Raw genomic sequence first — 20716 nt, forward strand, 5'->3', positions numbered from 1 at the left:
GAAGGGATCTGGCTGGGGCGGGTCGGGCCGCCGAGGCTGGGTGCATGACAACCGCTGATACCTCCACAACCGCAGCAGCCGCGCCGCCGGCCGGTGCCGGCATGACCGGGCGCCAAGTCGCCGCCCTGGTGGTGCTCCTGGCGTCGCAGTTCATGATGGCCGCGGACTTCTCCGTGCTGAACGTCGCACTGCCCGAGGTCGGGGTGTCCCTCGGGTTCTCGACGGGGAGCCTGCAGTGGATCACGACGACGTTCGCCCTGTGCGCCGCCGGATGCACCCTCGTCTTCGGCCGCGTCGGCGACCACCTGGGGCGTCGGCGCATCTTCACCGCCGGAATGGCCGTCCTGGCCGTCTCCTCGCTCGTCGGCGGCATCGCCGACTCGGCCGCGATGCTGCTGGTCGCCCGTACCCTCCAGGGTCTGGCCACCGCGGCCGTCACGCCCGCCGCGCTCGCCCTGCTCACCACGGCCTTCACCGAGCCCGCTCTGCGGACCCGGGCGCTGGGCCTCAACAGCGTGATGATGAGCTCGGGGTTCAGCGTCGGCGCGATCCTCGGCGGCGTCCTCACGGACGTGTTCTCCTGGCGCTGGGCCTTCTTCGTCAACATCCCCGTGGCCATCGCGGCGATCGTCGTCGTGCCGTTCGTCGTCGACGAGAGCCGGGCCGCGCAGCGCAGCCGCATCGACCTGCCGGGCGCGCTGCTGATCACCCTGGGCCTGTTCACCGGGATCTACGGCGTCACCCGTGTCGGCGAGGAGGGCCTGGACCTGACGGCGGGCGCCGCGCTGATCGCCGCCGCCGTCCTGCTGAGCGTCTTCTGGGCCGTGGAGAGCCGTACCGCCGACGCCCTGGTCCCGGTGAAGTTCCTGAGGAAACCCGCCATCGCCTTCGGCAACGTGGCGGCCCTGTTCATCTTCGGCGGCGAGACCGCACTGATCTTCTTCACCGGTCTGTACGTCCAGAACGTGCTCGGCCTGTCGCCCCTGGTCGCCGGCCTGGTGCTGCTCGGCATCGGAGTGGGCCAGATCATCGCGGGCATCGTCGGTCCGCGCCTCCTCCAGCGCGTCTCGCCGCGCACGATGCTCGGGGTGTCCCTGGCCCTCCAGGGCGCGTTCATGCTGCCGGCGCTGTGGGCGACCTCGGACTCGCGCTGGCTGATCCCGCTGATCGTCACCCAGTTCGTGAACGCCTTCTTCTCCATGATGGCGGCTCTGTGCTTCATGGTCATCGCCACCTCGTCCGTCGACGCCGACGAACAGGGCATGGCGACCGGGCTGGCCACCCAGAGCCAGCAGGTCGGCATCGCGATCGGTATTCCGCTGGTGAGCGCGGCGTTCACCACCGTCGTCGGGCGGGGCACCGTGACCACCGCCAAGGAACTCACCGGCATCCACGTGGCCATCGGCGTGGCCGGCGTCTCCCAGTTCGCCGTCGGCCTGCTCCTGTGGCTGGTACTGCGCAGGAAGTGCAGCAGTCCGCAGTGACCACGGGGGCCGATGAAGTGCCGATGCCGTTCGGCACTTCATACTGAGAAGGGTGGAAGAGATCGTGAACACGGACCTCGGCAGCTATCTGCGACAGATGCGCGAGCGTGTCCGACCCGAGCAGATGGGGCTGCGCACCAGCAACTCCCGGCGCGTGCCCGGACTGCGCCGCGAGGAAGTGGCCGCGCTGGCGGGCGTGAGCCAGACCTACTACACCCGACTCGAACAGTCACAGACCGCGCACGCCTCCCCGCAGGTCCTGCTCTCCATCGCCCGCGCACTGGATCTCAGCCTCGACGAGCAGGACTACCTGCTCAAGATCGGCACACCGGTCCAGAACCCTCAGCGGCAGACGCCCCGTGACGACCAGCTCAACCCCAGCACCAGGATGCTGATGTCCTCACTCGGCAACGTGGCGGCGGCCGTACTGAACTACCGGTGCGACATCCTGGCCTGGAACTCCCTGTACCACCAACTGTTCGCACCGCACCTCGAATTCGGCCTCCCCGAGGACGCCGGCCGGCGCCCCAACATCATCAAGATGAACTTTCTCGACGACAACGTCCGGGCTCTGTACGCGGACTGGGCCGCAGAGTCGGAGTCGAACGTGACGTATCTGCGCTTCATCGCCGGAAATCACCGGCACGATCCGCGGCTCGCCGAGCTGATCGGTGAACTGACCATTCAGAACGAGGAGTTCGCGGCACTCTGGTGCCGTCAGCGGGTGGCGAACTGCATCGAGGGCACCAAGCCGTTCGACCATCCGGTGGTGGGCGAGCTGGAGTTGATGTACCAGTCCGCCGACCTCCAGGACGGCAACATCCTGAAGTTCTACCACGCGGAGCCCGACTCACCGCACGAGGTGGCCCTGCGGCTCCTGACGGCGGACCTGGACTCCGTACACCGGCGTTGAAGGGAAACGGACACATTTCGGCGACCACGTCGGCATGCTCGAATTCTTCGCCGCACTCGGATTCACGCATCCCGAAGCGCGCCGACCTCATCATCGTCGACGGCAATCCGCTGACCGAGCTGGACGGCCGCCCGATGGCCCGCCCCGGTCCTCACCGGTAGATGAGCAGCTCCGCCTCGGTCGCGCCCACCAGCGCGTAACGCGTGGCGACCAGCGGGCGGCCCGAGTAGAGGCGGATCAGCGTCGTTGCCTCGCCGTCGAAGCGGGCGGCGGGACGGCCGGGCACCTCGTTGCCCAGGAACACGGGGCCCGCGTGGCCGTCGAGACCCGCGACGAGCCGGGGCGTGTCCCGCTTGCGGCTGGCGGTGCGGAGCAGGGGCAGGGCGAGGGAAAGTCCGTCGCCGCCGTACGCCCCCGGTTCCCCCCACGCGTCACGGACGTCGCCCGCGTGGATCCACTCCCCCAGGGCCACCGCGTCCAGCGTGCCGTCGCCCGCGGCGATGGCCGGTCCGGCTTCCGTGAGCCCGCGTTCCAGCTCGTCCAGGATCCGGGCCACCGGCCGGTGCGCCCGCTCCGCCACATCGGCGGCGTTGGCGGCGGGGAGGAAGACGCCCTCCTCCAGCCGGCCCTCCACGATGCGTACGAGGGCCGCCGCGCAGTGGGCGAGGACGTCCCGGACCGTCCACCCCGGGCAGGCGGTCCGCAGCCCGTACGCGGCTTCGGGCGCACGGCGCAGGAGCGGGAGCAGGGCGTCCCGTTCGGTGCGCAGGAGCAGGTCCGGGAGCCAGGGGTCACGTACTGCTTCGTCGACGCTGTCCATGGCCGTCAGTAGCGGTAGTGGTCGGGCTTGTACGGGCCTTCGGCGTCGACGCCGATGTAGGCGGCCTGTTCGGGGCGCAGGGTGGTGAGTTTGACGCTCAGCGCGTCGAGGTGGAGGCGGGCGACCTTCTCGTCGAGGTGCTTGGGCAGGACGTAGACGTCGGTCGGGTACTCCGAGGGCTTGGTGAAGAGCTCGATCTGGGCCAGGGTCTGGTCGGCGAAGGAGTTCGACATCACGAACGACGGGTGGCCGGTGGCGTTGCCGAGGTTGAGGAGGCGGCCTTCGGAGAGGACGATGAGGACCTTGCCGTCGGGGAAGGTCCAGGTGTGGACCTGGGGCTTGACCTCGTCCTTGACGATGCCCTCGACCTTGGCCAGGCCGGCCATGTCGATCTCGTTGTCGAAGTGGCCGATGTTCCCGACGATGGCCTGGTGCTTCATCCTGGCCATGTCGGCGGCCATGATGATGTCCTTGTTGCCGGTGGTGGTGATGAAGATGTCCGCGATCTCCACGACGTCGTCGAGGGTGGCGACCTGGTAGCCGTCCATGGCCGCCTGGAGGGCGCAGATCGGGTCGATCTCGGTGACGATCACACGGGCGCCCTGGCCTCGGAGGGATTCGGCGCTGCCCTTGCCGACGTCGCCGTAGCCGCAGACGACGGCGACCTTGCCGCCGATCAGGACGTCGGTGGCACGGTTGATGCCGTCGATGAGGGAGTGGCGGCAGCCGTACTTGTTGTCGAACTTCGACTTGGTGACGGCGTCGTTCACGTTGATCGCGGGGAAGAGGAGGGTGCCGGCCTGGTGCATCTCGTAGAGGCGGTGGACACCGGTGGTGGTCTCCTCGGTGACGCCGCGGATCCCGGAGGCCAGGGCCGTCCAGTCGATGCCGGTCTTCGCCAGCAGGCCCAGGACCAGGGCCATCTCCTCGTTGTCGGCGGTGGACGGGTCCGGGACCGCGCCGGCCTTCTGGTACTCGACGCCCTTGTGGACCAGCAGGGTCGCGTCACCGCCGTCGTCCAGGATCATGTTCGGACCGGCGTGACCGGGCCAGGTCAGCGCCTGCTCCGTGCACCACCAGTACTCCTCCAGCGTCTCGCCCTTCCAGGCGAAGACCGAGATCCCGGCCGCCGCGATCGCCGCGGCCGCGTGGTCCTGCGTCGAGTAGATGTTGCACGACACCCACCGCACCTCCGCGCCGAGGGCGACGAGGGTCTCGATCAGCACGGCGGTCTGCACGGTCATGTGGAGCGAACCGGTGATCCGCGCGCCGGCCAGCGGCCGCGCCTCGGCGTACTCGCGGCGGATCGACATCAGACCCGGCATCTCGTGCTCGGCCAGGGTGATCTCCTTGCGGCCGAAAGCGGCGAGGGAAAGATCGGCGACCTTGAAATCCGGGAATGCGGCGGTCATGCGGTGCGCTCCTTGAAGGTGTCCGGCGTCGGAGGTCATCTACGGCCTCCCGCGTTGAAGTAATTGGCTTCGGGGTGGTGGATGACCAGAGCATCCGTGGACTGCTCGGGGTCGAGCTGGAACTCCTCCGAGAGGTGGACGCCGATCCGCTCCGGCCGGAGCAGCTCGGCGATCTTCGCCCGGTCGGCGAGTTCGGGGCAGGCTGGGTAGCCGAGGGAGTAGCGGCAGCCCTGGTACTCGGTGCGGAACATGCCGTCGACCGAGGCCGGGTCGGACCCGTCGATGCCCAGTTCGGTACGGACGCGGGCGTGCCAGTACTCGGCCAGGGCCTCGGCGAGCTGGACGGACAGGCCGTGCAGCTCCATGTAGTCGCGGTAGGCGTCGGCGGCGAAGAGGCGGGCCGTCTCCCGGCCGATGCGACTGCCCACGGTCACGACCTGGAGGGCGACCACGTCGGTCTCGCCGGAGTCCTCGGGGCGGAAGTAGTCCGAGAGGCAGAGGTGGCGGCCGCGGCTCTGGCGGGGGAAGGTGAAGCGGGTCCGCTCGCTCCCGTCCTCGTCGAGGATGATCAGGTCGTCGCCCTTGGAGACGCAGGGGAAGTAGCCGTGGACCACGGCCGCTTCGAGCAGCCGGTCCGTGTGCAGGCGGTCCAGCCATCCGCGCAGCCGGGGGCGGCCCTCGACCGCGATCGACTCGGGCGACTTGATGCCCCACTGGCCCTTGAAGAGCGCCTGCTCGTCGAGCCAGTCCGCGTACTCCTTCAGCTGGATGCCCTTGACGACCCGGGTGCCGAGGAACGGCGGCTCGGGCACCGGGTTGTCGACGGCCACGTCGGAACGGCCGGCCGCTTCCGGTTCGCGTACGTCGAGCAGGGCGCTGCGCGGGGCCACCCGGCGCTGCTTGAGGGGTGGCAGCGCCACGCCGGGGACGCCGCGTTTGATGCCCATGAGGGTGTCCATGAGGCGGAGGCCTTCGAAGGCGTCGCGTGCGTAGCGGACTTCGCCTTCGTAGATCTCGTGGAGGTCCTGTTCGACGTAGGCGCGGGTGAGGGCGGCGCCGCCGAGGATGACGGGGTAGTCCGCGGCCAGCTTGCGCTGGTTGAGCTCCTCCAGGTTCTCCTTCATGATCACGGTGGACTTGACCAGGAGACCCGACATGCCGATCACGTCGGCCTTGTGTTCCTGGGCGGCTTCCAGGATCGCGGAGACCGGCTGCTTGATCCCGATGTTGACGACGTTGTAGCCGTTGTTCGTCAGGATGATGTCGACGAGGTTCTTCCCGATGTCGTGGACGTCCCCGCGGACGGTGGCCAGCACGATCGTGCCCTTGCCCTCGTCGTCCGTCTTCTCCATGTGCGGTTCGAGGTAGGCGACGGCCGTCTTCATCACCTCCGCCGACTGCAGGACGAAGGGCAGCTGCATCTGGCCGGAGCCGAACAGCTCGCCGACGACCTTCATGCCTTCCAGGAGGGTGTCGTTGACGATGTCCAGGGCGGGGCGTGTCCGCAGGGCTTCGTCGAGGTCGGCCTCCAGGCCGTTCTTCTCGCCGTCGATGATGCGGCGCTGGAGGCGTTCATCCAGCGGCAGGGCGAGGAGTTCCTCGGCGCGGCCGGCCTTCAGGGACTTGGTGTTGACGCCCTCGAAGAGGGCCATCAGCTTCTGCAGCGGGTCGTAGTCGCCCTCACGGCGGTCGTAGATCAGATCCAGGGCGGTGGTGACCTGTTCCTCGTCGAACCGGGCGATCGGCAGGATCTTCGACGCGTGCACGATCGCCGAATCCAGACCCGCCTTCACGCACTCGTCGAGGAACACGGAGTTCAGCAGGACACGCGCGGCCGGGTTCAGGCCGAAGGAGATGTTCGACAGACCGAGGGTGGTCTGCACGTCGGGGTGGCGGCGCTTGAGCTCACGGATCGACTCGATCGTCGCGATGCCGTCCTTGCGGGACTCCTCCTGCCCCGTGCAGATCGTGAACGTGAGCGTGTCGATGAGGATGTCCGACTCGCGGATCCCCCAGTTCCCCGTCAGGTCGGCGATGAGACGCTCGGCGATGGCGACCTTGTGCCCGACCGTGCGGGCCTGGCCCTCCTCGTCGATGGTCAGCGCGATCAGCGCGGCACCGTGCTCCCGCGCCAGCTGCGTGACCTTCGCGAAGCGGGACTCGGGCCCGTCACCGTCCTCGTAGTTGACCGAGTTGATGACCGCACGCCCGCCCAGCTTCTCCAGACCGGCCTGGATCACCGGAACCTCGGTGGAGTCCAGCACGATCGGCAGCGTCGAGGCGGTCGCGAAACGCCCGGCGAGCTCCTGCATGTCCGCGACACCGTCACGCCCGACGTAGTCCACACACAGGTCGAGCATGTGCGCGCCCTCACGGATCTGGTCCCGGGCCATCTCCACACAGTCGTCCCAGCGCGCCTCCAGCATCGCCTCACGGAACTTCTTCGACCCGTTCGCGTTCGTCCGCTCACCGATCGCCATGTACGAGGTGTCCTGCCGGAACGGCACCGTCTGATACAGCGAAGCGGCACCCGGCTCGGGCTGCGGGCTGCGCGCGGTGACGGCCGTGCCACGCACCCGCTCCACCACCTGCCGCAGATGCTCCGGAGTGGTGCCACAGCAGCCGCCGACCAGGGACAGACCGTACTCACGCACGAACGTCTCCTGCGCATCCGCCAGCTCAGGAGCCGACAGCGGATAGTGCGCACCCTGCTTCGTCAGCACCGGCAGACCCGCGTTCGGCATGCAGGACAGCGGGATACGGGCGTTGCGCGCCAGGTAGCGCAGGTGCTCACTCATCTCCGCGGGGCCGGTCGCGCAGTTCAGACCGATCATGTCGATCCCCAGCGGCTCCAACGCCGTCAGCGCCGCGCCGATCTCCGAACCCAGGAGCATCGTGCCGGTCGCTTCCACCGTCACCTGCACGATCAGGGGCAGGTCCTGCATCCCGCACCAGTCCAGGGCGCGGCGGGCGCCGATGACGGCCGCCTTGGTCTGGAGCAGGTCCTGGGTGGTCTCCACCAGGAGGGCGTCCGCGCCGCCGCGGATCAGGCCCTCCGCGTTCTGCTGGTAGGCCTCGCGCAGGGGCTCGTACCCCACGTGCCCGAGGGTGGGGAGTTTGGTGCCGGGGCCCATGGAGCCCAGCACCCAGCGGGGTCGGCCGTCGCCCGCCGTGAAGGCGTCCGCCGACTGGCGGGCGATCCGGGCGCCGGCCTCGGCGAGCTCGTAGACCTGTTCCTCCACCCCGTACTCGGCGAGGGCGGCCAGGTTCGTGCCGAAGGTGTTCGTCTCGACGCAGTCCACGCCCACCGCGAAGTACGCGTCGTGCACGGACCGGACGATGTCGGGGCGCGTGAGGTTGAGGATCTCGTTGCAGCCCTCCAGCCCGAGGAAGTCGTCCAGCGTGGGGTCGGCGGCCTGCAGCATCGTGCCCATGGCGCCGTCCGCGACGACCACGCGGGTCGCGAGCTCCGCGCGCAGTGACCGTCTCATCTCAGCCCCCTCAGGTGTGCGGCCAGTTCCGTCGCGCTCTCCGGGCCGTACGCGGACCGCAGTGCGGCGAGCAGGGGTTCCCGGGACAGGTGGTACTCCTGGGTACCGGTGTGGCCGAGTACGGCCGCGGCGACGGCGCAGCCCAGTTGGGCCGCGTACCGCTCGGGGACGCCCCACGCCGTTCCGGCGAGGAAGCCGGCCCGGAAGGCGTCGCCGACGCCGGTGGGGTCGACCACCTCAGCTACCGGTACGGCGGGTACGGTCAGCGGCTCGCGGTCCGCGGCGCGGATCCGGACGCCGGCTTCGCCGTGGGTGGTGATCCAGGAGCCGACCCGGCTCAGGACCTCCTCCTCGGTGAAGCCGGAACGCTCGCACAGCAGGGCGGACTCGTACTCGTTGGTGAACAGCCGGTGGGCGCCGTCGATCAGGTCCCGCACCTCCTCCCGGGTCAGCCGGGCCAGCTGCTGCGAGGGGTCGGAGGCGAAGGGGATTCCCAGGGCGCGGCAGGTGTGGGTGTGGCGGAGCATGGCCCCGGGGTCGTCCGGTGAGATCAGCACCAGGTCGGGACGACCGCTGCGGGCGACGACCTCCCCGAGGTCCATCTCACGGGCCTCGGCCATGGCGCCCGCGTAGAAGGTGGCGATCTGGTTCTGGTCGGCGTCCGTGGTGCAGACGAACCGGGCGGTGTGGCGGGTGTCGCTCACGCGGACGGAGCCGGTGTCCACGCCGTGGTCCTTCAGCCACACCCGGTACGGTTCGAAGTCCGCTCCCACGGCGCCCACCAGCAGGGGGTGCAGTCCCAGCACGCCCAGGCCGAACGCGATGTTCGCCGCCACTCCGCCCCGCCGCACTTCCAGTCCGTCGGCGAGGAACGACAGGGAGACCCGGTCCAGCCGGTCCGCCAGCAGCTGTTCGGTGAACCGGCCGGGGAAGGTCAGCAGGTGATCGGTCGCGATGGATCCCGTGACAGCGATGCGCATGTCAGACCCCGGCGGCCTTGCGGAGCGCGTGGACGCGGTCGGTGCGTTCCCAGGTGAAGTCCGGCAGCTCGCGGCCGAAGTGGCCGTAGGCGGCGGTCTGGGCGTAGATCGGGCGCAGGAGGTCGAGGTCGCGGATGATCGCGGCCGGGCGCAGGTCGAAGACCTCGCCGATGGCCTCCTGGATGCGCTCGTCGGGGAGGGCGCCCGTGCCGAAGGTCTCGACGAAGAGGCCTACGGGTTCGGCCTTGCCGATGGCGTACGCGACCTGGACCTCGCAGCGTGCGGCGAGGCCGGCGGCGACGACGTTCTTGGCGACCCAGCGCATGGCGTAGGCGGCGCTGCGGTCGACCTTGGAGGGGTCCTTGCCGGAGAAGGCGCCGCCGCCGTGGCGGGCCATGCCGCCGTAGGTGTCGATGATGATCTTGCGGCCGGTGAGGCCGGCGTCGCCCATCGGGCCACCGATCTCGAAGCGGCCGGTCGGGTTGACCAGCAGGCGGTAGCCCTCGGTGTCCAGCTTGATGCCGTCCTCGACGAGCTGCGCCAGCACGTGTTCCACGACGAACTCGCGGATGTCCGGGGTGAGCAGCGAGTCCAGGTCGATGTCGGCGGCGTGCTGCGAGGAGACCACGACGGTGTCGAGGCGGACGGGCTGGTCGCCGTCGTACTCGATGGTGACCTGGGTCTTGCCGTCGGGCCGCAGGTAGGGAATGACGCCTTCCTTGCGGACCTGGGTCAGGCGGCGGGAGAGCCGGTGCGCGAGGTGGATGGGCAGCGGCATCAGCTCGGGGGTCTCGTCGCAGGCGTAGCCGAACATCAGGCCCTGGTCGCCGGCGCCCTGCTTGTCGAGTTCGTCGCCCTCGCCCTCGACGCGCTGCTCGTACGCCGTGTCCACGCCCTGCGCGATGTCGGACGACTGCCCGCCGATGGACACCGACACGCCGCAGGAGGCACCGTCGAAGCCCTTCTTGGAAGAGTCGTAGCCGATGTCGAGGACGGCGCCGCGCACGAGTTCGGCGATCGGCGCGTACGCCGTCGTCGTGACCTCGCCCGCGATGTGGACCTGGCCGGTGGTGATGAGCGTCTCGACGGCCACGCGGGAGGCCGGGTCCTCGCGCAGCAGCGCGTCGAGGACGGTGTCGCTGATCCGGTCGGCGATCTTGTCGGGATGTCCTTCGGTCACGGACTCCGAGGTGAACAGCCGCTTGCTCATGCCTGCACCGCCCGGGCCGCGAAGAAGTGGGTCTCGATGGCGGCGAGGGTGCGGATCTCGTCGACCTCCAGGGTCTCCATCTGGATGGAGCGTCCGCTGTGCTGTTCCAGCAGGAAGACGAATTCGACGAAGGACAGCGAGTCGATGAGCCGGTTCTCGATGAGGTCCAGGTCGGGGGCGATGTCGTCGAGCTCCTCGTGGCGGGCGAGGAGCCAGTTCTTCACGAGCTGCAGACCGTCGGACATGGGGTGTCTCCTTGGGGTGTGGTGTGCGGTGGGGGCGCCGGCCGCGGATGCGCAGTCGTGGGCGGCGGCCGGAGCGGGCTGAGCGGGCTGAGCGGGTTCTTCGGGGTGTGCGGGATGTACGGGTCCTTCCGGCGGGCCGGGTTCCAGCACCGGGGCGGCGACCGCGACCGCGTAGTCCACGTCGTGGCTGATGGTCACGGCGATGGCGGCGATGCCGGACTCGGCGGCCATCGCCGCGGCCGGGCCGCGGAGTTCCACGAGCGGCCAGCCGCCCTCGGAGCGGCGCACGACGATGTCCAGCCAGGGCAGGAACACGGCCCGGACGCGGAGGGTCTTGAACGCCGCCTCTTTGGCGGCGATCCGCCCGCACAGGCCCAGGACGTCGAGCCTGGCGGAGGTGCGGCAGTCGGCGAGTTCGCCGGGGGTGAGCATGCGCCGGAAGAAGTCCTCGCCGTAGAGGGTGAGGAGCCGGCGGACACGGGTGACGGACACGATGTCCATGCCGAGGTTCGCCCAGCCCAGGCCGCCCGCCGGCGGGGCGACGGGTCGGGTCTGCACGTCAGATCGCCGGCCCGGCCGCGTTCGCCTTCAGGACCGCCGCGGTCGCCGCTCCCCAGCTGCCGTGGCGCCGGGTGAGCGCGGACAGCCAGCGCTCCAGTCCGAAGGCGACGCAGCTGGTGAACGCCGGTCCCCCGCCGGAGGCGAGGGGGATGTCGCACCGGTCGCCGAAGAAGTTGCGGTGGGTGTTGACGGAGGCGATCGCGAGGTCCTCGTACAGGAACTCGTGCTTGACCGGGGTCAGGCGCTGCAGGACGGCCTTGGAACTGCCCTTGTCGAAGAACGGGTCGCAGGCGGCCTCGCGGCGCAGCGGCAGGTCCAGGGCCTCGGCGAAGGAGTTGATCCGCGCGGTGAAGGAGGCCAGGTGCGCCTCGGCGTGTTCCCGGGTGCCGATGGCGACGATCTCCCGCATCCGGAAGCCGAGCTGGCGGCGCAGGCCTTCGTAGCGCTCCTCCTTGCGGAAGCACCAGCCGACCACGGTGACGAGTTCGTCGTCGGCGGCCGGGCGGCCCTGGTGGTCGATGTAGACGGCGTAGCAGGATGCCGAGGGGAGTCCGAGGGCGGCGGGCTCCAGCGCGTCGCACGGGAAGCAGCCGGTGTCGGTACAGAACTCGCTGCTCTCCCGGACCTCCAGGTTCAGCGGGGCCGCGACGACGGCCTGGTGGGGGAAGTTGTCGTAGTAGTCGAGCCGGGCCAGGTCGGCGGCCGGAAGCAGCGGGGGCATGGTCATCGGACGGGCGCCCGCGCGCACGCCCCAGTGCTCGAAGGTGTCGTCGAGCAGTCTCAGCAGGGCGGTTCCCTCGGGGCCCAGGGACGGCAGGCCCTTCGTGTCCCGGGCACTCGCGGTGGTCGTGACGGTCATGGGGGGTCACCTCTCGGACGGCGGTCGGCCCTCTCAGACGACGGGCAGGACGTCGTCCGAGAAGATCCCGGTCTTCAGGAAGAAGCCGAGGGGTTTGCGGATGGTCTTGCGCTCGAAGGGGCGGCGGCGTTCGTCGGCGACGAGCGCGTTGCGCAGGCCCAGCGGGTCGGCGATGCCGGCGTCGCGGTAGACGTGGGGGTTGTAGAGGGAGTTGACGCTGTAGACCACGTACCGCTTGAGGTAGGCCTCGACCTCGGCGATCCGGGCGGCGGGGACGGCCTCGCACATCCGGGTGAAGAGCAGGGACACCAGTTCGCGGCCGAAGGCGATGTGCCGGGACTCGTCCTGGTGGTGGATGCGGTTGACCTCGCGGATGGTGTGGCACAGCGATTCGTCGCGCGCCATCCGGGTGTTGTAGTGGTCGACGAGTTCCTCGAAGAAGAGGATGCGGGCGAAGACGAGGAAGTTCTCGACCTCCGGCTCCCAGGCGGAGTCGGCGCGCAGGGCGGTGGAGCCGTAGATCTTGTCGCCGTAGCGTCGGCAGAACTCGGCGAAGAACCACATGTGCTCGTTCTCCTCACCGATGAAGTGGTGGAAGAAGTCGGAGGGGACTTCGAAGCCGGGCATGTGGATCCGGCCGACCACCTCGATGAGCAGTTCGCGGATGCCGTGCACGTTGAGGCTGTAGAAGTTGATGCTCTCCCACTTGGAGAGGCGCTGGAGGGTGTCCTCCCCGAGCTCGTCGTAGAACGGGGTCCCGTAGACGGTGAGCAGCTCGGGGGTCATCCACATCCGGCCCTCTTCGAGCTTCTCGGGCCACTGGAACTGCTGGTAGGGGTTGTAGTACTCCTCGATGGAGCGGGAGCTCAGCCGCTCCAGGACCTCCAGGAACCGGTCGGTGACCGGCAGGGGGGCGCTGACGCCCATGGTGACTCTCCTCGGTGTGGTGGTGGGGCGGGGCGCCGGGCCCCCGGGGCGGCCGCGGGTCCCCTACGGCCGGACCTCGTAGACCGCGTTGACGGGGGTCTCGGTGGCGCGGCGCCAGCGGGTGAATCCGGCCTCTTCGGCGATGGCCCGGAAGGCCTGCTCGCCGGAGTGGTTGCCGAGGGCGTGGGGGCCGCGCTGGGCGACGGCGACGGGCAGGCACATCACGGCGGACAGGGCCATGAACATGCGGGCGGCGGGGGTCTGGGTGTCGATGTCGGCGGGCGACACGTTCGACTCGACGAGCATCCAGGTGCCGTCCGCGTCCAGGGACTTGTGGACGTGCCGGGCGGCGGCGACCGGGTCGCCCATGTCGTGCAGGGCGTTGAAGAAGGTGACGAGGTCGTAGCCGGAGCCGGGGTAGTCGTCGGCGGCGGCGACCTCGAAGACGACGCGGTCGGAGAGTCCGGCCTCCTCGGCGAGGCGGCGGGCGAGGGAGATGGCCTCTTCGGAGTAGTCGAAGCCGTGGACGGTCGCCCGCGGGAAGGCCTTCGCGATCAGCAGGGTGGTGTGGCCGACGCCGCAGCCCACGTCGGCGACGGTGCCGCCGGCGGCGAGCCGGTCGGTGACCCCGGTGAGGGCGGGCAGCCAGTCGGGGACGAGCCTGTGCTCGTAGGTGGGCTGGAAGAAGCTGCCCATGCCGGTGTCCAGGGCCGGGTCGTGCTCGGCCCAGCCCACGCCCTCGCCGCTGCGGTAGGCGTCGACGAGCAGGTCCTCGGTGGCGTAGAGCGCCTTGAGGGCGGTGAAGAACCCGGCGGCGTAGGTGACGGCGTCCGGGTCGGCGAGGACGGAGGCGTGGTCGGCGGGCAGCGCGTACGCGTCCGTCTCCGGGTCGCGCTCGACGTACCCGGCGCTCAGCTGGGCGTGCAGCCACTCCTCGGCGTAGCGGGGGTGGACGCCGGCGCGGGCGGCGAGGGCGGCCGGGGTGAGCGGGCCGGTCCCGGCGAGGGCCCGGTAGAGGCCGAGGCGTTCGCCGAGGGCGACGGTGAGGCCGCGGACGGCGGCGCCGGCGTCGCCGATGACGCGCTGGTGGAAGTCGTGGGTGCCGGTCATGCCGCTCTCACCTCTGCGGTCGGGAGGTCACAGGTGAACAGGAAGGAACGGGGCACGCGCGGGACGGCGCGCGCGGGGACGGGGTAGGGCCAGCGGCCGAAGTCGGCGCCCGCCTCGCCCGGCTGGCGGACCTCCCGTACGTCCCAGCCGCATTCGGCGAGGAGCTGCTCGGGGGTCTCGGTGCCGAACAGCCACGGGTTCCCGTCCTCCTTGAGGCAGTTCAGGAAGGGCCGGGACAGCGGGTTGTCCAGCGCGGACCTGCTGATGACGTCGCCGAGCAGGACGGAGCCGGGCGCGGAGTGTCCGGCGAGGGTGGTGATCAGGTGGCGTACGGCCTGCTCGGGAAGGAAGAAGAGGAGTCCCTCGACGACCCACAGGACCGGCTCCTCGCGGCGCCATCCGGCGTCCTGGAGCGGGCCCGTCCAGTCCTGGGTGAGGTCGACGGGGACGGTGACGCGGGTGCGTCCGGCCGGGTCCGGTTCCCCGGCGAGCATCTGCGCCTTGGCCTCCAGGAGGGCGGGGCGGTCGAGTTCGTAGACGGTGACGCCGTCGGGCCAGGGGAGCCGGTAGAAGCGGGTGTCCATGCCGGCGGCGAGGAACACGACCTGGCGGATGCCGTGGTCCTCGACGGCGCGGACGATCGCCCGGTCGAGGTAGGTGGTGCGGATGGCGAGGAACGGCACGGTTCCGGCGCCGGCGTAGCGCTCCAGCAGTTCGAAGCCGATGCCGTCGGCGACGGTGCGCGCGTACGGATCGGCGAACAGCCGGTCCTCGCGGTCGGTCTCCAGGGCCCGCGCTGCGGCGGTCCACTGGGCGGTGCGGGATACGGCCTCCACGGGAGGTCTCCCTTCACTTCGGTGGACGGGTGGGGGTGGTTCAGGCCGGCGTGCGGACGCGGACGACGGGGTCCTGGGCCGCGCACGTCGACGCGGGGTGCGCGGCGTCGGACTCGGCGGGCCGCCGCTGGAAGATGCTGTGCAGGATCATGCTGAAGACGACGTTCCCGTCGGCGTCCACCAGCGTGCACTTGGGCTGGACGACGCCGGTGGACGGATTGAACGGCGAGGGGCGGGACCCGAGGACCTCGACGCGCGCCGTGAGGACGTCCCCGGGGCGCACGGGCCGCAGGTAGCGGATCTCGTCGACGCCCGGGGAGCCGGTACAGGCGCTGTAGGCGAGCAGTCCGTCGACGTAGCGCCGCATGAACATCGAGGCGCTGTGCCAGCCGCTGGCGATCAGGCCGCCGAACGGCGACTGCGCGGCGAGGTCCGGGTCCGTGTGGAAGGGCTGCGGGTCGAAGCGCCTGCCGAAGTCCAGCACCTCCTCCGCCGTGACGGTGACGGTCCCCAGCTCGTGGACGTCACCGGTCCGGAAGTCCTCGAAGTAGCGCATCACGCGCCCCCCTTGACGTAGAGGAGTGTTTCTCTGGCGTGAACCAATCTACGAATCTGTCGATTATTTTGTCAACCCAAAAGAAGACCGCAGTGCCTGTTCTGTGTCGCGCCACAGGTCCTCGGGATCCTCGATGCCCACCGACATCCGCACGAGCCCCGCGCCGATGCCCGCCCGCGCCAACGCCCCCTCGTCCAGCTCCCGGTGGGAAGTCGAGGCCGGATGCGTCACGAGCGTCTCCACCCCGCCCAGGGAGAGGGCGAGCCGGGCCACCCGGACCCCCTCGACGAAGGCCCGGCCGGCCTCCCGGCCGCCGTCCAATTCGAAGGAGAGGAGCCCGCCGCCGCCGGAGAGCACCGTGCGGGCACGGGCGTGGGAGGGGTGCGTTCCCAGCCACGGCCAGTGGACGGCCGTCACGGCCGGATGGCGGGCCAGCCGCTCCGCGAGCAGGCCCGCGTTGGCGCAGTGCGCGCGCATCCGCAGGGGCAGCGTGGCGATCCCGCGCAGCGTCAGCCAGGCGGCGAACGGGTCGGCGCTCGCGCCGAGTTCGACCGTGCGCGACCACACCTCGCGGCGCAGGGAGTCGTCGGCGAAGACGGCCGCGCCGCCGATCACGTCGGAGTGCCCGGCGAGGTACTTGGTGGTGGAGTGCAGCACGATGTCGGCGCCGAGCTCGATCGGGCGGCACAGGACGGGCGAGGCCAGCGAGTTGTCCACGGCGCCGATGACACCGCGGCGCCGGGCCGCCGCCAGCAGTCCGGGCAGGTCCGGCACCTGGGCGGTGGGGTTGGCGATGGTCTCCAGCAGGAGCAGCCGGGTGCGCGGCCCGGCGAGGGCCTCGAACTCCCCCACGTCGTCACCGCCGATGTGGGCGACCTCGATCCCGTAGCGCTCGGCGAGGTCGGTCAGCGCCGCGTACGTCCCTCCGTAGAGGCAGCGCTGCGCGATCACCCGGTCGCCGGGGCGGAGCAGTGCGAGCAGGACGCCGCTGATGGCGCCCATGCCGGAGGCGAAGGCGAGGGCGCCGGCCCCGCCCTCCAGGTCGGCGAGGGTCCGCTCCAGGGTGCGTACGGTCGGATTGCCGCGGCGGCCGTAGACGTACGGGCCGTCGGGTCCGGCCATGGCGGCGGCCAGTTCTCCGGCGGAGTCGAAGGCGAAGGCGGAGGACTGCACGAGCGGCACGGACAGCGGGCGGCTCGTGGGGGCGGGCGGTTCGTGGGCCACGTGCACGGCCCGGGTGCGGATGTCCTTCATCGGGTTCTCCCTGTCGTTCGTCGTCGTGCTGGTCCGGATGCGGAAAAGGGGTCGCCCGACGTCCGGGAAGGACGTCGGGCGACCCCTGGGTGCACGCGGGGCGGCCCCGTGCGTCACACCCCTGCCGTCTCGCCGCGCGGCGCCGGGGCGTCGGCGGCCGGGGCTGCGGCAGCGGCGGACCTGTCGCTCTTCATCGCGAGGAACGTGATCACCGCACCGGCGGCCGCGATGACGGCGGCGCCGAGGAAGGCGGCGCTGAAGCCGTCGGTGAGGGCGGGCAGGTCGCCCAGCTGACCGGCGCCCTGGGTGGTGGCGAGGGCGGTCAGGGCGGCGAGGCCGAGGGCGGAGCCCACGTTGTAGGTGGTGTTGACGATGCCGGAGGCCAGGCCGGCCTGCTCCTGCGGGGCGCCGGACATCGCGGCCATCATCGCCGGGATGTAGGCGAGCGCCATGCCGAGCGCGGCGACGAGCGAGGCGGGCAGGACGTCGACGAGGAAGGTGCCGGTCGGCTCGACCGCGGAGAGCCAGACCAGGCCGGCGGCGAGGACCAGCAGGCCGCCCGCGATCAGCGGCTTGGCGCCGAAGCGGCCCATGAGGCGGGCGGTGATCGCCGTCATGAAGATCATCAGCAGGATGGTCATGGGGAGCAGGGCCGCGCCGGAGGCGAAGGCGCCGTAGTCCAGGACCTGCTGGAGGTACAGATTGAGGAAGTACCACATCGGGATCCAGGCGGCGCCGAGCAGCGTCATCGCCAGGTTGGCGGAGCCGAGCCGCGGGATCCGCCACACGCCGAGCGGCATGAGGGGCTCACGGACGGTCTTCTGGATCACGAAGAACAGGGCGAGCAGGACGACGGCGCCGATCAGTTCCAGCACGGTGGCGGTGGCACCCCAGCCGGCCTCGGGCGCCCGGACGACGGCGAAGACGGCGAGCGCGAGCCCGGCGGTGACGGCGACGGCCCCCAGGACGTCCACGGAACCGCGGCGGGCCTGGACGGCGGGCAGCAGCCTGGTGGCGGCGAGGGTCGCGAGGCCGATCGGCACGTAGACGATGAAGACCCAGGGCCAGCTCATCCACTCGGTGAACACGCCGCCGAGGAACACGCCCGCGGTGCCGCCGGCGGGCGCGGCGGCGCCGTAGAGGGCCATCGCCTTGCCCAGTTCCTTCGGGTTGTGCCCGAAGAGCATCATCAGCAGGGTCATGGCGGACGGCGCGATCAGCGCACCGCCGACGCCCTGCACGGCCCGGCCGGCGATCTCGACGGCCGCGCTCTGCGCGGCGGCGGCCAGCACCGATCCGACGACCATGGTGACCCATCCGGCGGCGAACACCCGACGGGCGCCGAACAGGTCGGAGAGCCGCCCGCCGAGCAGGAGTAACCCGCCGAAGACGATCACATAGGCGTTGAAGACCCACTGGAGCTCGCCCTGCGAGAAGCCGAGGTCCTTCTGCATCTCGGGGAGCGCGACTCCGATGATGGACGTGTCCATGATCACCATGAACTGCGCGGCGGCAAGCACGCCAAGTGCCCACCAGCGCCGGGGATTGACGGTTGACATTGCCCTGACCCTCCTCTGCCGTATACCCCTGGGGGGTACCTTCGCGTAGCAACGTAGCATACCCATGGGGGGTATGTAAGGGAGAGTTCGGGGCGGCCCCGGACAGCCCGCGGACCCCCGTCGGCCGGGCCGGCGGGGGTCCTGGGGCGGGGGGTCAGCGGGGGGCCGGGGCGAGGCCCGCGGGGCGGGTGGTGAACGTGCCGCGGCCCTGGGTGCGGCCGCGCAGGCGCGACGCGTAGCCGAAGAGTTCGGCCAGCGGCACCGTCGCCGTGATCACCGCGGTGCCCGACCCGGTCGTGGAGCCGGACACCCGGCCGCGGCGGGCCGCGAGGTCGCCCAGCACTCCCCCGACGGCGTCCTCCGGCAGGGTCACCATGACCTCCACGACGGGCTCCAGCAGTTCGAGCGTGCTCGCCCGCAGGGCCTCGCGCAGGGCGAAGCGGCCCGCCGCCCGGAACGCCATCTCCGAGGAGTCCTTGGAGTGGGTCGCCCCGTCCGTGAGGACCACCCGCAGCCCCGTCACCGGATGCCCGCCGAGCGGCCCCTCGGCCAGGGCGTCACGGCAGCCCGCCTCCACGGCGCGCGCGTACTCCTGGGGGACCCGGCCGCCGACGACCGTCGAACGGAACTCGAAGCCCGGCTCCTCCCACGGCTCGACATCGATGACGACGTGCGCGAACTGGCCCGCGCCACCGTCCTGTTTGACGTGCCGGTGGACGAAACCGCGCACCCCGCCCACCACCGTCTCCCGGTACGAGACCTGCGGACGGCCGACCTCCACCTCCACCCCCGAGCCCCGGCGGATCTTCTCCACCGCGACCTCCAGGTGGAGTTCGCCCATGCCCGACAGCACCGTCTGACCGGTCTCCGCGTCCGTCCGCACGACCAGCGAGGGGTCCTCCTCGACGAGCCGCGCCAGCGCGGACGCGAGCCGGCCGGTGTCGGTGCCCCGGCGCGCCTCGACCGCCACCGACACCACCGGTTCCGCCACCGAGGGCGGTTCCAGCAGCAGCGGCGCCCCGGGCGCGCACAGGGTCGTGCCCGCGCCGGCGGTCTTGAGCCCGATCACGGCGACGATGTCACCGGCGCTCGCCTCCTCCCGTTCCTCGTGCCGGTCGGCCTGCACGCGCAGGATCCGGCCGACGCGTTCCGTGCGGCCCGACGCCGGGTCGCGCACCGCATCGCCCTTGCGGAGGGTGCCCGCGTAGACCCGCAGGTAGGTGAGGCGTCCGGTCGCGGTCGCCGTCACCTTGAAGGCGAGCGCCACGACGGGCGCCGCCGGGTCGCAGGCGCGCTCCAGCTCGCTGCCGTCCGGTGCCGTGCCGCGCACCGGTGGCATGTCGGACGGCGCCGGCAGGTAGTCCCGTACGGCGTCCAGCAGCGGCTCGATCCCGCGGTTGCGGTACGCCGAACCGCACAGCACCACCACGGCCTCCCGCGCGAGGGTCAGCTCGCGCAGGGCCCGCGCCAGGGTCTCCCCGGTCAGCGCCGAGGCCGCGCAGAACTCCTCCAGGGCCTCCGGGTGGAGTTCCGCGACCGCCTCCTCCAGGATCCGGCGGCGCCGCACGGCCTCCTCGCGCAGCGGCTCGGGGACCGGCTCGACGGTGTACCCGGTATCGCCCGGGCGCCAGAGCAGCGCACGCATCCGCAGCAGGTCGACGACGCCGGTGAAGACGTCCTCGCGGCCGACGGGCAGCTGGACGACCAGGGGTACGGCCCCCAGCCGGTCGCGGATCGAGGCGACGGCCGTGTCGAGGTCGGCGCCCGCCCGGTCCAGCTTGTTGACGAACGCGATCCGCGGGACGCCGTGCCGGTCGGCCTGCCGCCACACCGACTCGCTCTGCGGTTCGACGCCCGCGACGGCGTCGAACACCGCGACGGCCCCGTCCAGCACCCGCAGGGAACGCTCGACCTCGTCGGCGAAGTCGACGTGCCCGGGGGTGTCGATCAGGTTGACGCGGTGACCGCCCCAGGTACAGCTGACGGCCGCTGCGAAGATGGTGATGCCCCGGTCGCGCTCCTGGGCGTCGAAGTCGGTGACGGTCGTGCCCTCGTGGACCTCGCCCCGCTTGTGGATGGCGCCGGTCGCGAACAGGATCCGCTCGGTGAGGGTGGTCTTGCCCGCGTCGACGTGGGCGAGGATCCCCAGGTTGCGGACGGTGTCGAGGGCGCCGGGGGCGGGGGTGCGGGTGTGGGAACGGACGGTGCGCATGGCCCGTGGCCTTTCGGATGCGTGAAGAGGTCGTGCGGGGGCTGCGCGATTGCCCGGCGCGGGGGTCCGCAGGCCCGCGGCCCCGCGCACCGGTCCGGACGCCGCCCGGCGGCCCGGAAGGGCACGCGGCGGAGCGGGACGGAGCAGGGCGGGGCGGGGCGGAACGGGGACCGAAGACGCGTCAGGGGCGTACGGTGACGGCCGCGCAGCCGTTACCGCGCGCTGCGGGACACCAGGATCACGTCGTACCGGGACGGGGGAACGCAGACGGCGGTGCGGTGCGTGCG

The 20716-nt window shown here is 71.2% G+C and carries 16 protein-coding genes; 2 read left to right on the forward strand and 14 right to left on the reverse strand.

Annotated elements, in window-relative coordinates:
* The first annotated feature begins 44 nt into the window (after positions 1-44).
* Complete coding sequence (locus tag SLAV_RS08990; RefSeq protein ID WP_037688225.1) at positions 45-1484, forward strand: MFS transporter; 1440 nt, start codon at positions 45-47, stop codon at positions 1482-1484.
* A gap of 52 nt (positions 1485-1536) precedes the next feature.
* Positions 1537-2397, forward strand: coding sequence for a helix-turn-helix transcriptional regulator (locus SLAV_RS08995; RefSeq protein WP_051841313.1), 861 nt, complete (start codon positions 1537-1539; stop codon positions 2395-2397).
* 151 nt (positions 2398-2548) lie between these two features.
* On the opposite strand, the gene SLAV_RS09000 is transcribed toward SLAV_RS08995, so the two are convergent.
* The 14 genes from SLAV_RS09000 to fusA form a co-directional block, all read right to left on the reverse strand.
* Positions 2549-3217: a maleylpyruvate isomerase family mycothiol-dependent enzyme gene (locus tag SLAV_RS09000; RefSeq protein ID WP_030237743.1), complete on the reverse strand. Its 669-nt coding sequence runs from the start codon at positions 3215-3217 to the stop codon at positions 2549-2551.
* A gap of 5 nt (positions 3218-3222) precedes the next feature.
* Positions 3223-4629, reverse strand: a complete 1407-nt coding sequence (ahcY, locus tag SLAV_RS09005; RefSeq protein ID WP_100660824.1) for an adenosylhomocysteinase — start codon at positions 4627-4629, stop codon at positions 3223-3225.
* Between the two features lie 35 nt (positions 4630-4664).
* Positions 4665-8120 carry a methionine synthase gene (gene metH / locus SLAV_RS09010; protein WP_100660825.1) on the reverse strand — a complete coding sequence of 1152 codons (3456 nt, stop codon included), beginning with the start codon at positions 8118-8120 and terminating at the stop codon, positions 4665-4667.
* On the reverse strand, positions 8117-9100 hold the full coding sequence (locus SLAV_RS09015) for a carbohydrate kinase family protein (RefSeq protein WP_030242398.1): 984 nt from the start codon (positions 9098-9100) through the stop codon (positions 8117-8119). The genes metH and SLAV_RS09015 overlap by 4 nt, the downstream gene beginning before the upstream one ends.
* A gap of 1 nt (position 9101) precedes the next feature.
* On the reverse strand, positions 9102-10310 hold the full coding sequence (gene metK, locus SLAV_RS09020; RefSeq protein WP_100660826.1) for a methionine adenosyltransferase: 1209 nt from the start codon (positions 10308-10310) through the stop codon (positions 9102-9104).
* The gene (locus SLAV_RS09025) at positions 10307-11113 is read right to left on the reverse strand and encodes a 4'-phosphopantetheinyl transferase superfamily protein (protein ID WP_100660827.1); all 807 of its coding nucleotides are present in this window, start codon (positions 11111-11113) and stop codon (positions 10307-10309) included. Before SLAV_RS09025 ends, metK begins: the two co-directional genes overlap by 4 nt.
* A 1-nt stretch (position 11114) precedes the next feature.
* Positions 11115-11975, reverse strand: a complete 861-nt coding sequence (locus SLAV_RS09030) for a class-II aminoacyl-tRNA synthetase family protein (RefSeq protein ID WP_100660828.1) — start codon at positions 11973-11975, stop codon at positions 11115-11117.
* Between the two features lie 33 nt (positions 11976-12008).
* Positions 12009-12902: a diiron oxygenase gene (locus SLAV_RS09035; protein WP_100660829.1), complete on the reverse strand. Its 894-nt coding sequence runs from the start codon at positions 12900-12902 to the stop codon at positions 12009-12011.
* Positions 12903-12965: 63 nt separating this feature from the next.
* The gene (locus SLAV_RS09040) at positions 12966-14012 is read right to left on the reverse strand and encodes a class I SAM-dependent methyltransferase (protein ID WP_100660830.1); all 1047 of its coding nucleotides are present in this window, start codon (positions 14010-14012) and stop codon (positions 12966-12968) included.
* Positions 14009-14848 carry a class I SAM-dependent methyltransferase gene (locus SLAV_RS09045; protein ID WP_100660831.1) on the reverse strand — a complete coding sequence of 280 codons (840 nt, stop codon included), beginning with the start codon at positions 14846-14848 and terminating at the stop codon, positions 14009-14011. The genes SLAV_RS09040 and SLAV_RS09045 overlap by 4 nt, the downstream gene beginning before the upstream one ends.
* 40 nt (positions 14849-14888) lie before the next feature.
* Positions 14889-15404 carry a MaoC family dehydratase gene (locus SLAV_RS09050; protein WP_100660832.1) on the reverse strand — a complete coding sequence of 172 codons (516 nt, stop codon included), beginning with the start codon at positions 15402-15404 and terminating at the stop codon, positions 14889-14891.
* 63 nt (positions 15405-15467) lie between these two features.
* Positions 15468-16658, reverse strand: a complete 1191-nt coding sequence (locus SLAV_RS09055; RefSeq protein ID WP_100660833.1) for a trans-sulfuration enzyme family protein — start codon at positions 16656-16658, stop codon at positions 15468-15470.
* A 113-nt stretch (positions 16659-16771) separates the two neighbouring features.
* Complete coding sequence (locus SLAV_RS09060; protein ID WP_100660834.1) at positions 16772-18217, reverse strand: MFS transporter; 1446 nt, start codon at positions 18215-18217, stop codon at positions 16772-16774.
* A 154-nt stretch (positions 18218-18371) separates the two neighbouring features.
* A complete protein-coding gene (gene fusA / locus SLAV_RS09065) occupies positions 18372-20429 on the reverse strand; it encodes an elongation factor G (protein ID WP_100660835.1) in 2058 nt (685 codons plus the stop codon).
* Positions 20430-20716 lie beyond the last annotated feature (287 nt).

It is taken from the genome of Streptomyces lavendulae subsp. lavendulae (assembly GCF_002803845.1).
Classification (GTDB): Bacteria; Actinomycetota; Actinomycetes; order Streptomycetales; family Streptomycetaceae; genus Streptomyces; species Streptomyces lavendulae.

Bases quoted from the DNA above. Each gene is read 5' to 3' on its own strand.
- SLAV_RS08990 (WP_037688225.1), top strand. From the start codon at position 45: ATGACAACCGCTGATACCTCCACAACCGCAGCAGCCGCGCCGCCGGCC.
- SLAV_RS09000 (WP_030237743.1), bottom strand. From the start codon at position 3,217: ATGGACAGCGTCGACGAAGCAGTACGTGACCCCTGGCTCCCGGACCTG.
- ahcY (WP_100660824.1), bottom strand. From the start codon at position 4,629: ATGACCGCCGCATTCCCGGATTTCAAGGTCGCCGATCTTTCCCTCGCC.
- metH (WP_100660825.1), bottom strand. From the start codon at position 8,120: ATGAGACGGTCACTGCGCGCGGAGCTCGCGACCCGCGTGGTCGTCGCG.
- SLAV_RS09015 (WP_030242398.1), bottom strand. From the start codon at position 9,100: ATGCGCATCGCTGTCACGGGATCCATCGCGACCGATCACCTGCTGACC.
- metK (WP_100660826.1), bottom strand. From the start codon at position 10,310: ATGAGCAAGCGGCTGTTCACCTCGGAGTCCGTGACCGAAGGACATCCC.
- SLAV_RS09030 (WP_100660828.1), bottom strand. From the start codon at position 11,975: ATGACCGTCACGACCACCGCGAGTGCCCGGGACACGAAGGGCCTGCCG.
- SLAV_RS09035 (WP_100660829.1), bottom strand. From the start codon at position 12,902: ATGGGCGTCAGCGCCCCCCTGCCGGTCACCGACCGGTTCCTGGAGGTC.
- SLAV_RS09040 (WP_100660830.1), bottom strand. From the start codon at position 14,012: ATGACCGGCACCCACGACTTCCACCAGCGCGTCATCGGCGACGCCGGC.
- SLAV_RS09050 (WP_100660832.1), bottom strand. From the start codon at position 15,404: ATGCGCTACTTCGAGGACTTCCGGACCGGTGACGTCCACGAGCTGGGG.
- SLAV_RS09055 (WP_100660833.1), bottom strand. From the start codon at position 16,658: ATGAAGGACATCCGCACCCGGGCCGTGCACGTGGCCCACGAACCGCCC.
- SLAV_RS09060 (WP_100660834.1), bottom strand. From the start codon at position 18,217: ATGTCAACCGTCAATCCCCGGCGCTGGTGGGCACTTGGCGTGCTTGCC.
- fusA (WP_100660835.1), bottom strand. From the start codon at position 20,429: ATGCGCACCGTCCGTTCCCACACCCGCACCCCCGCCCCCGGCGCCCTC.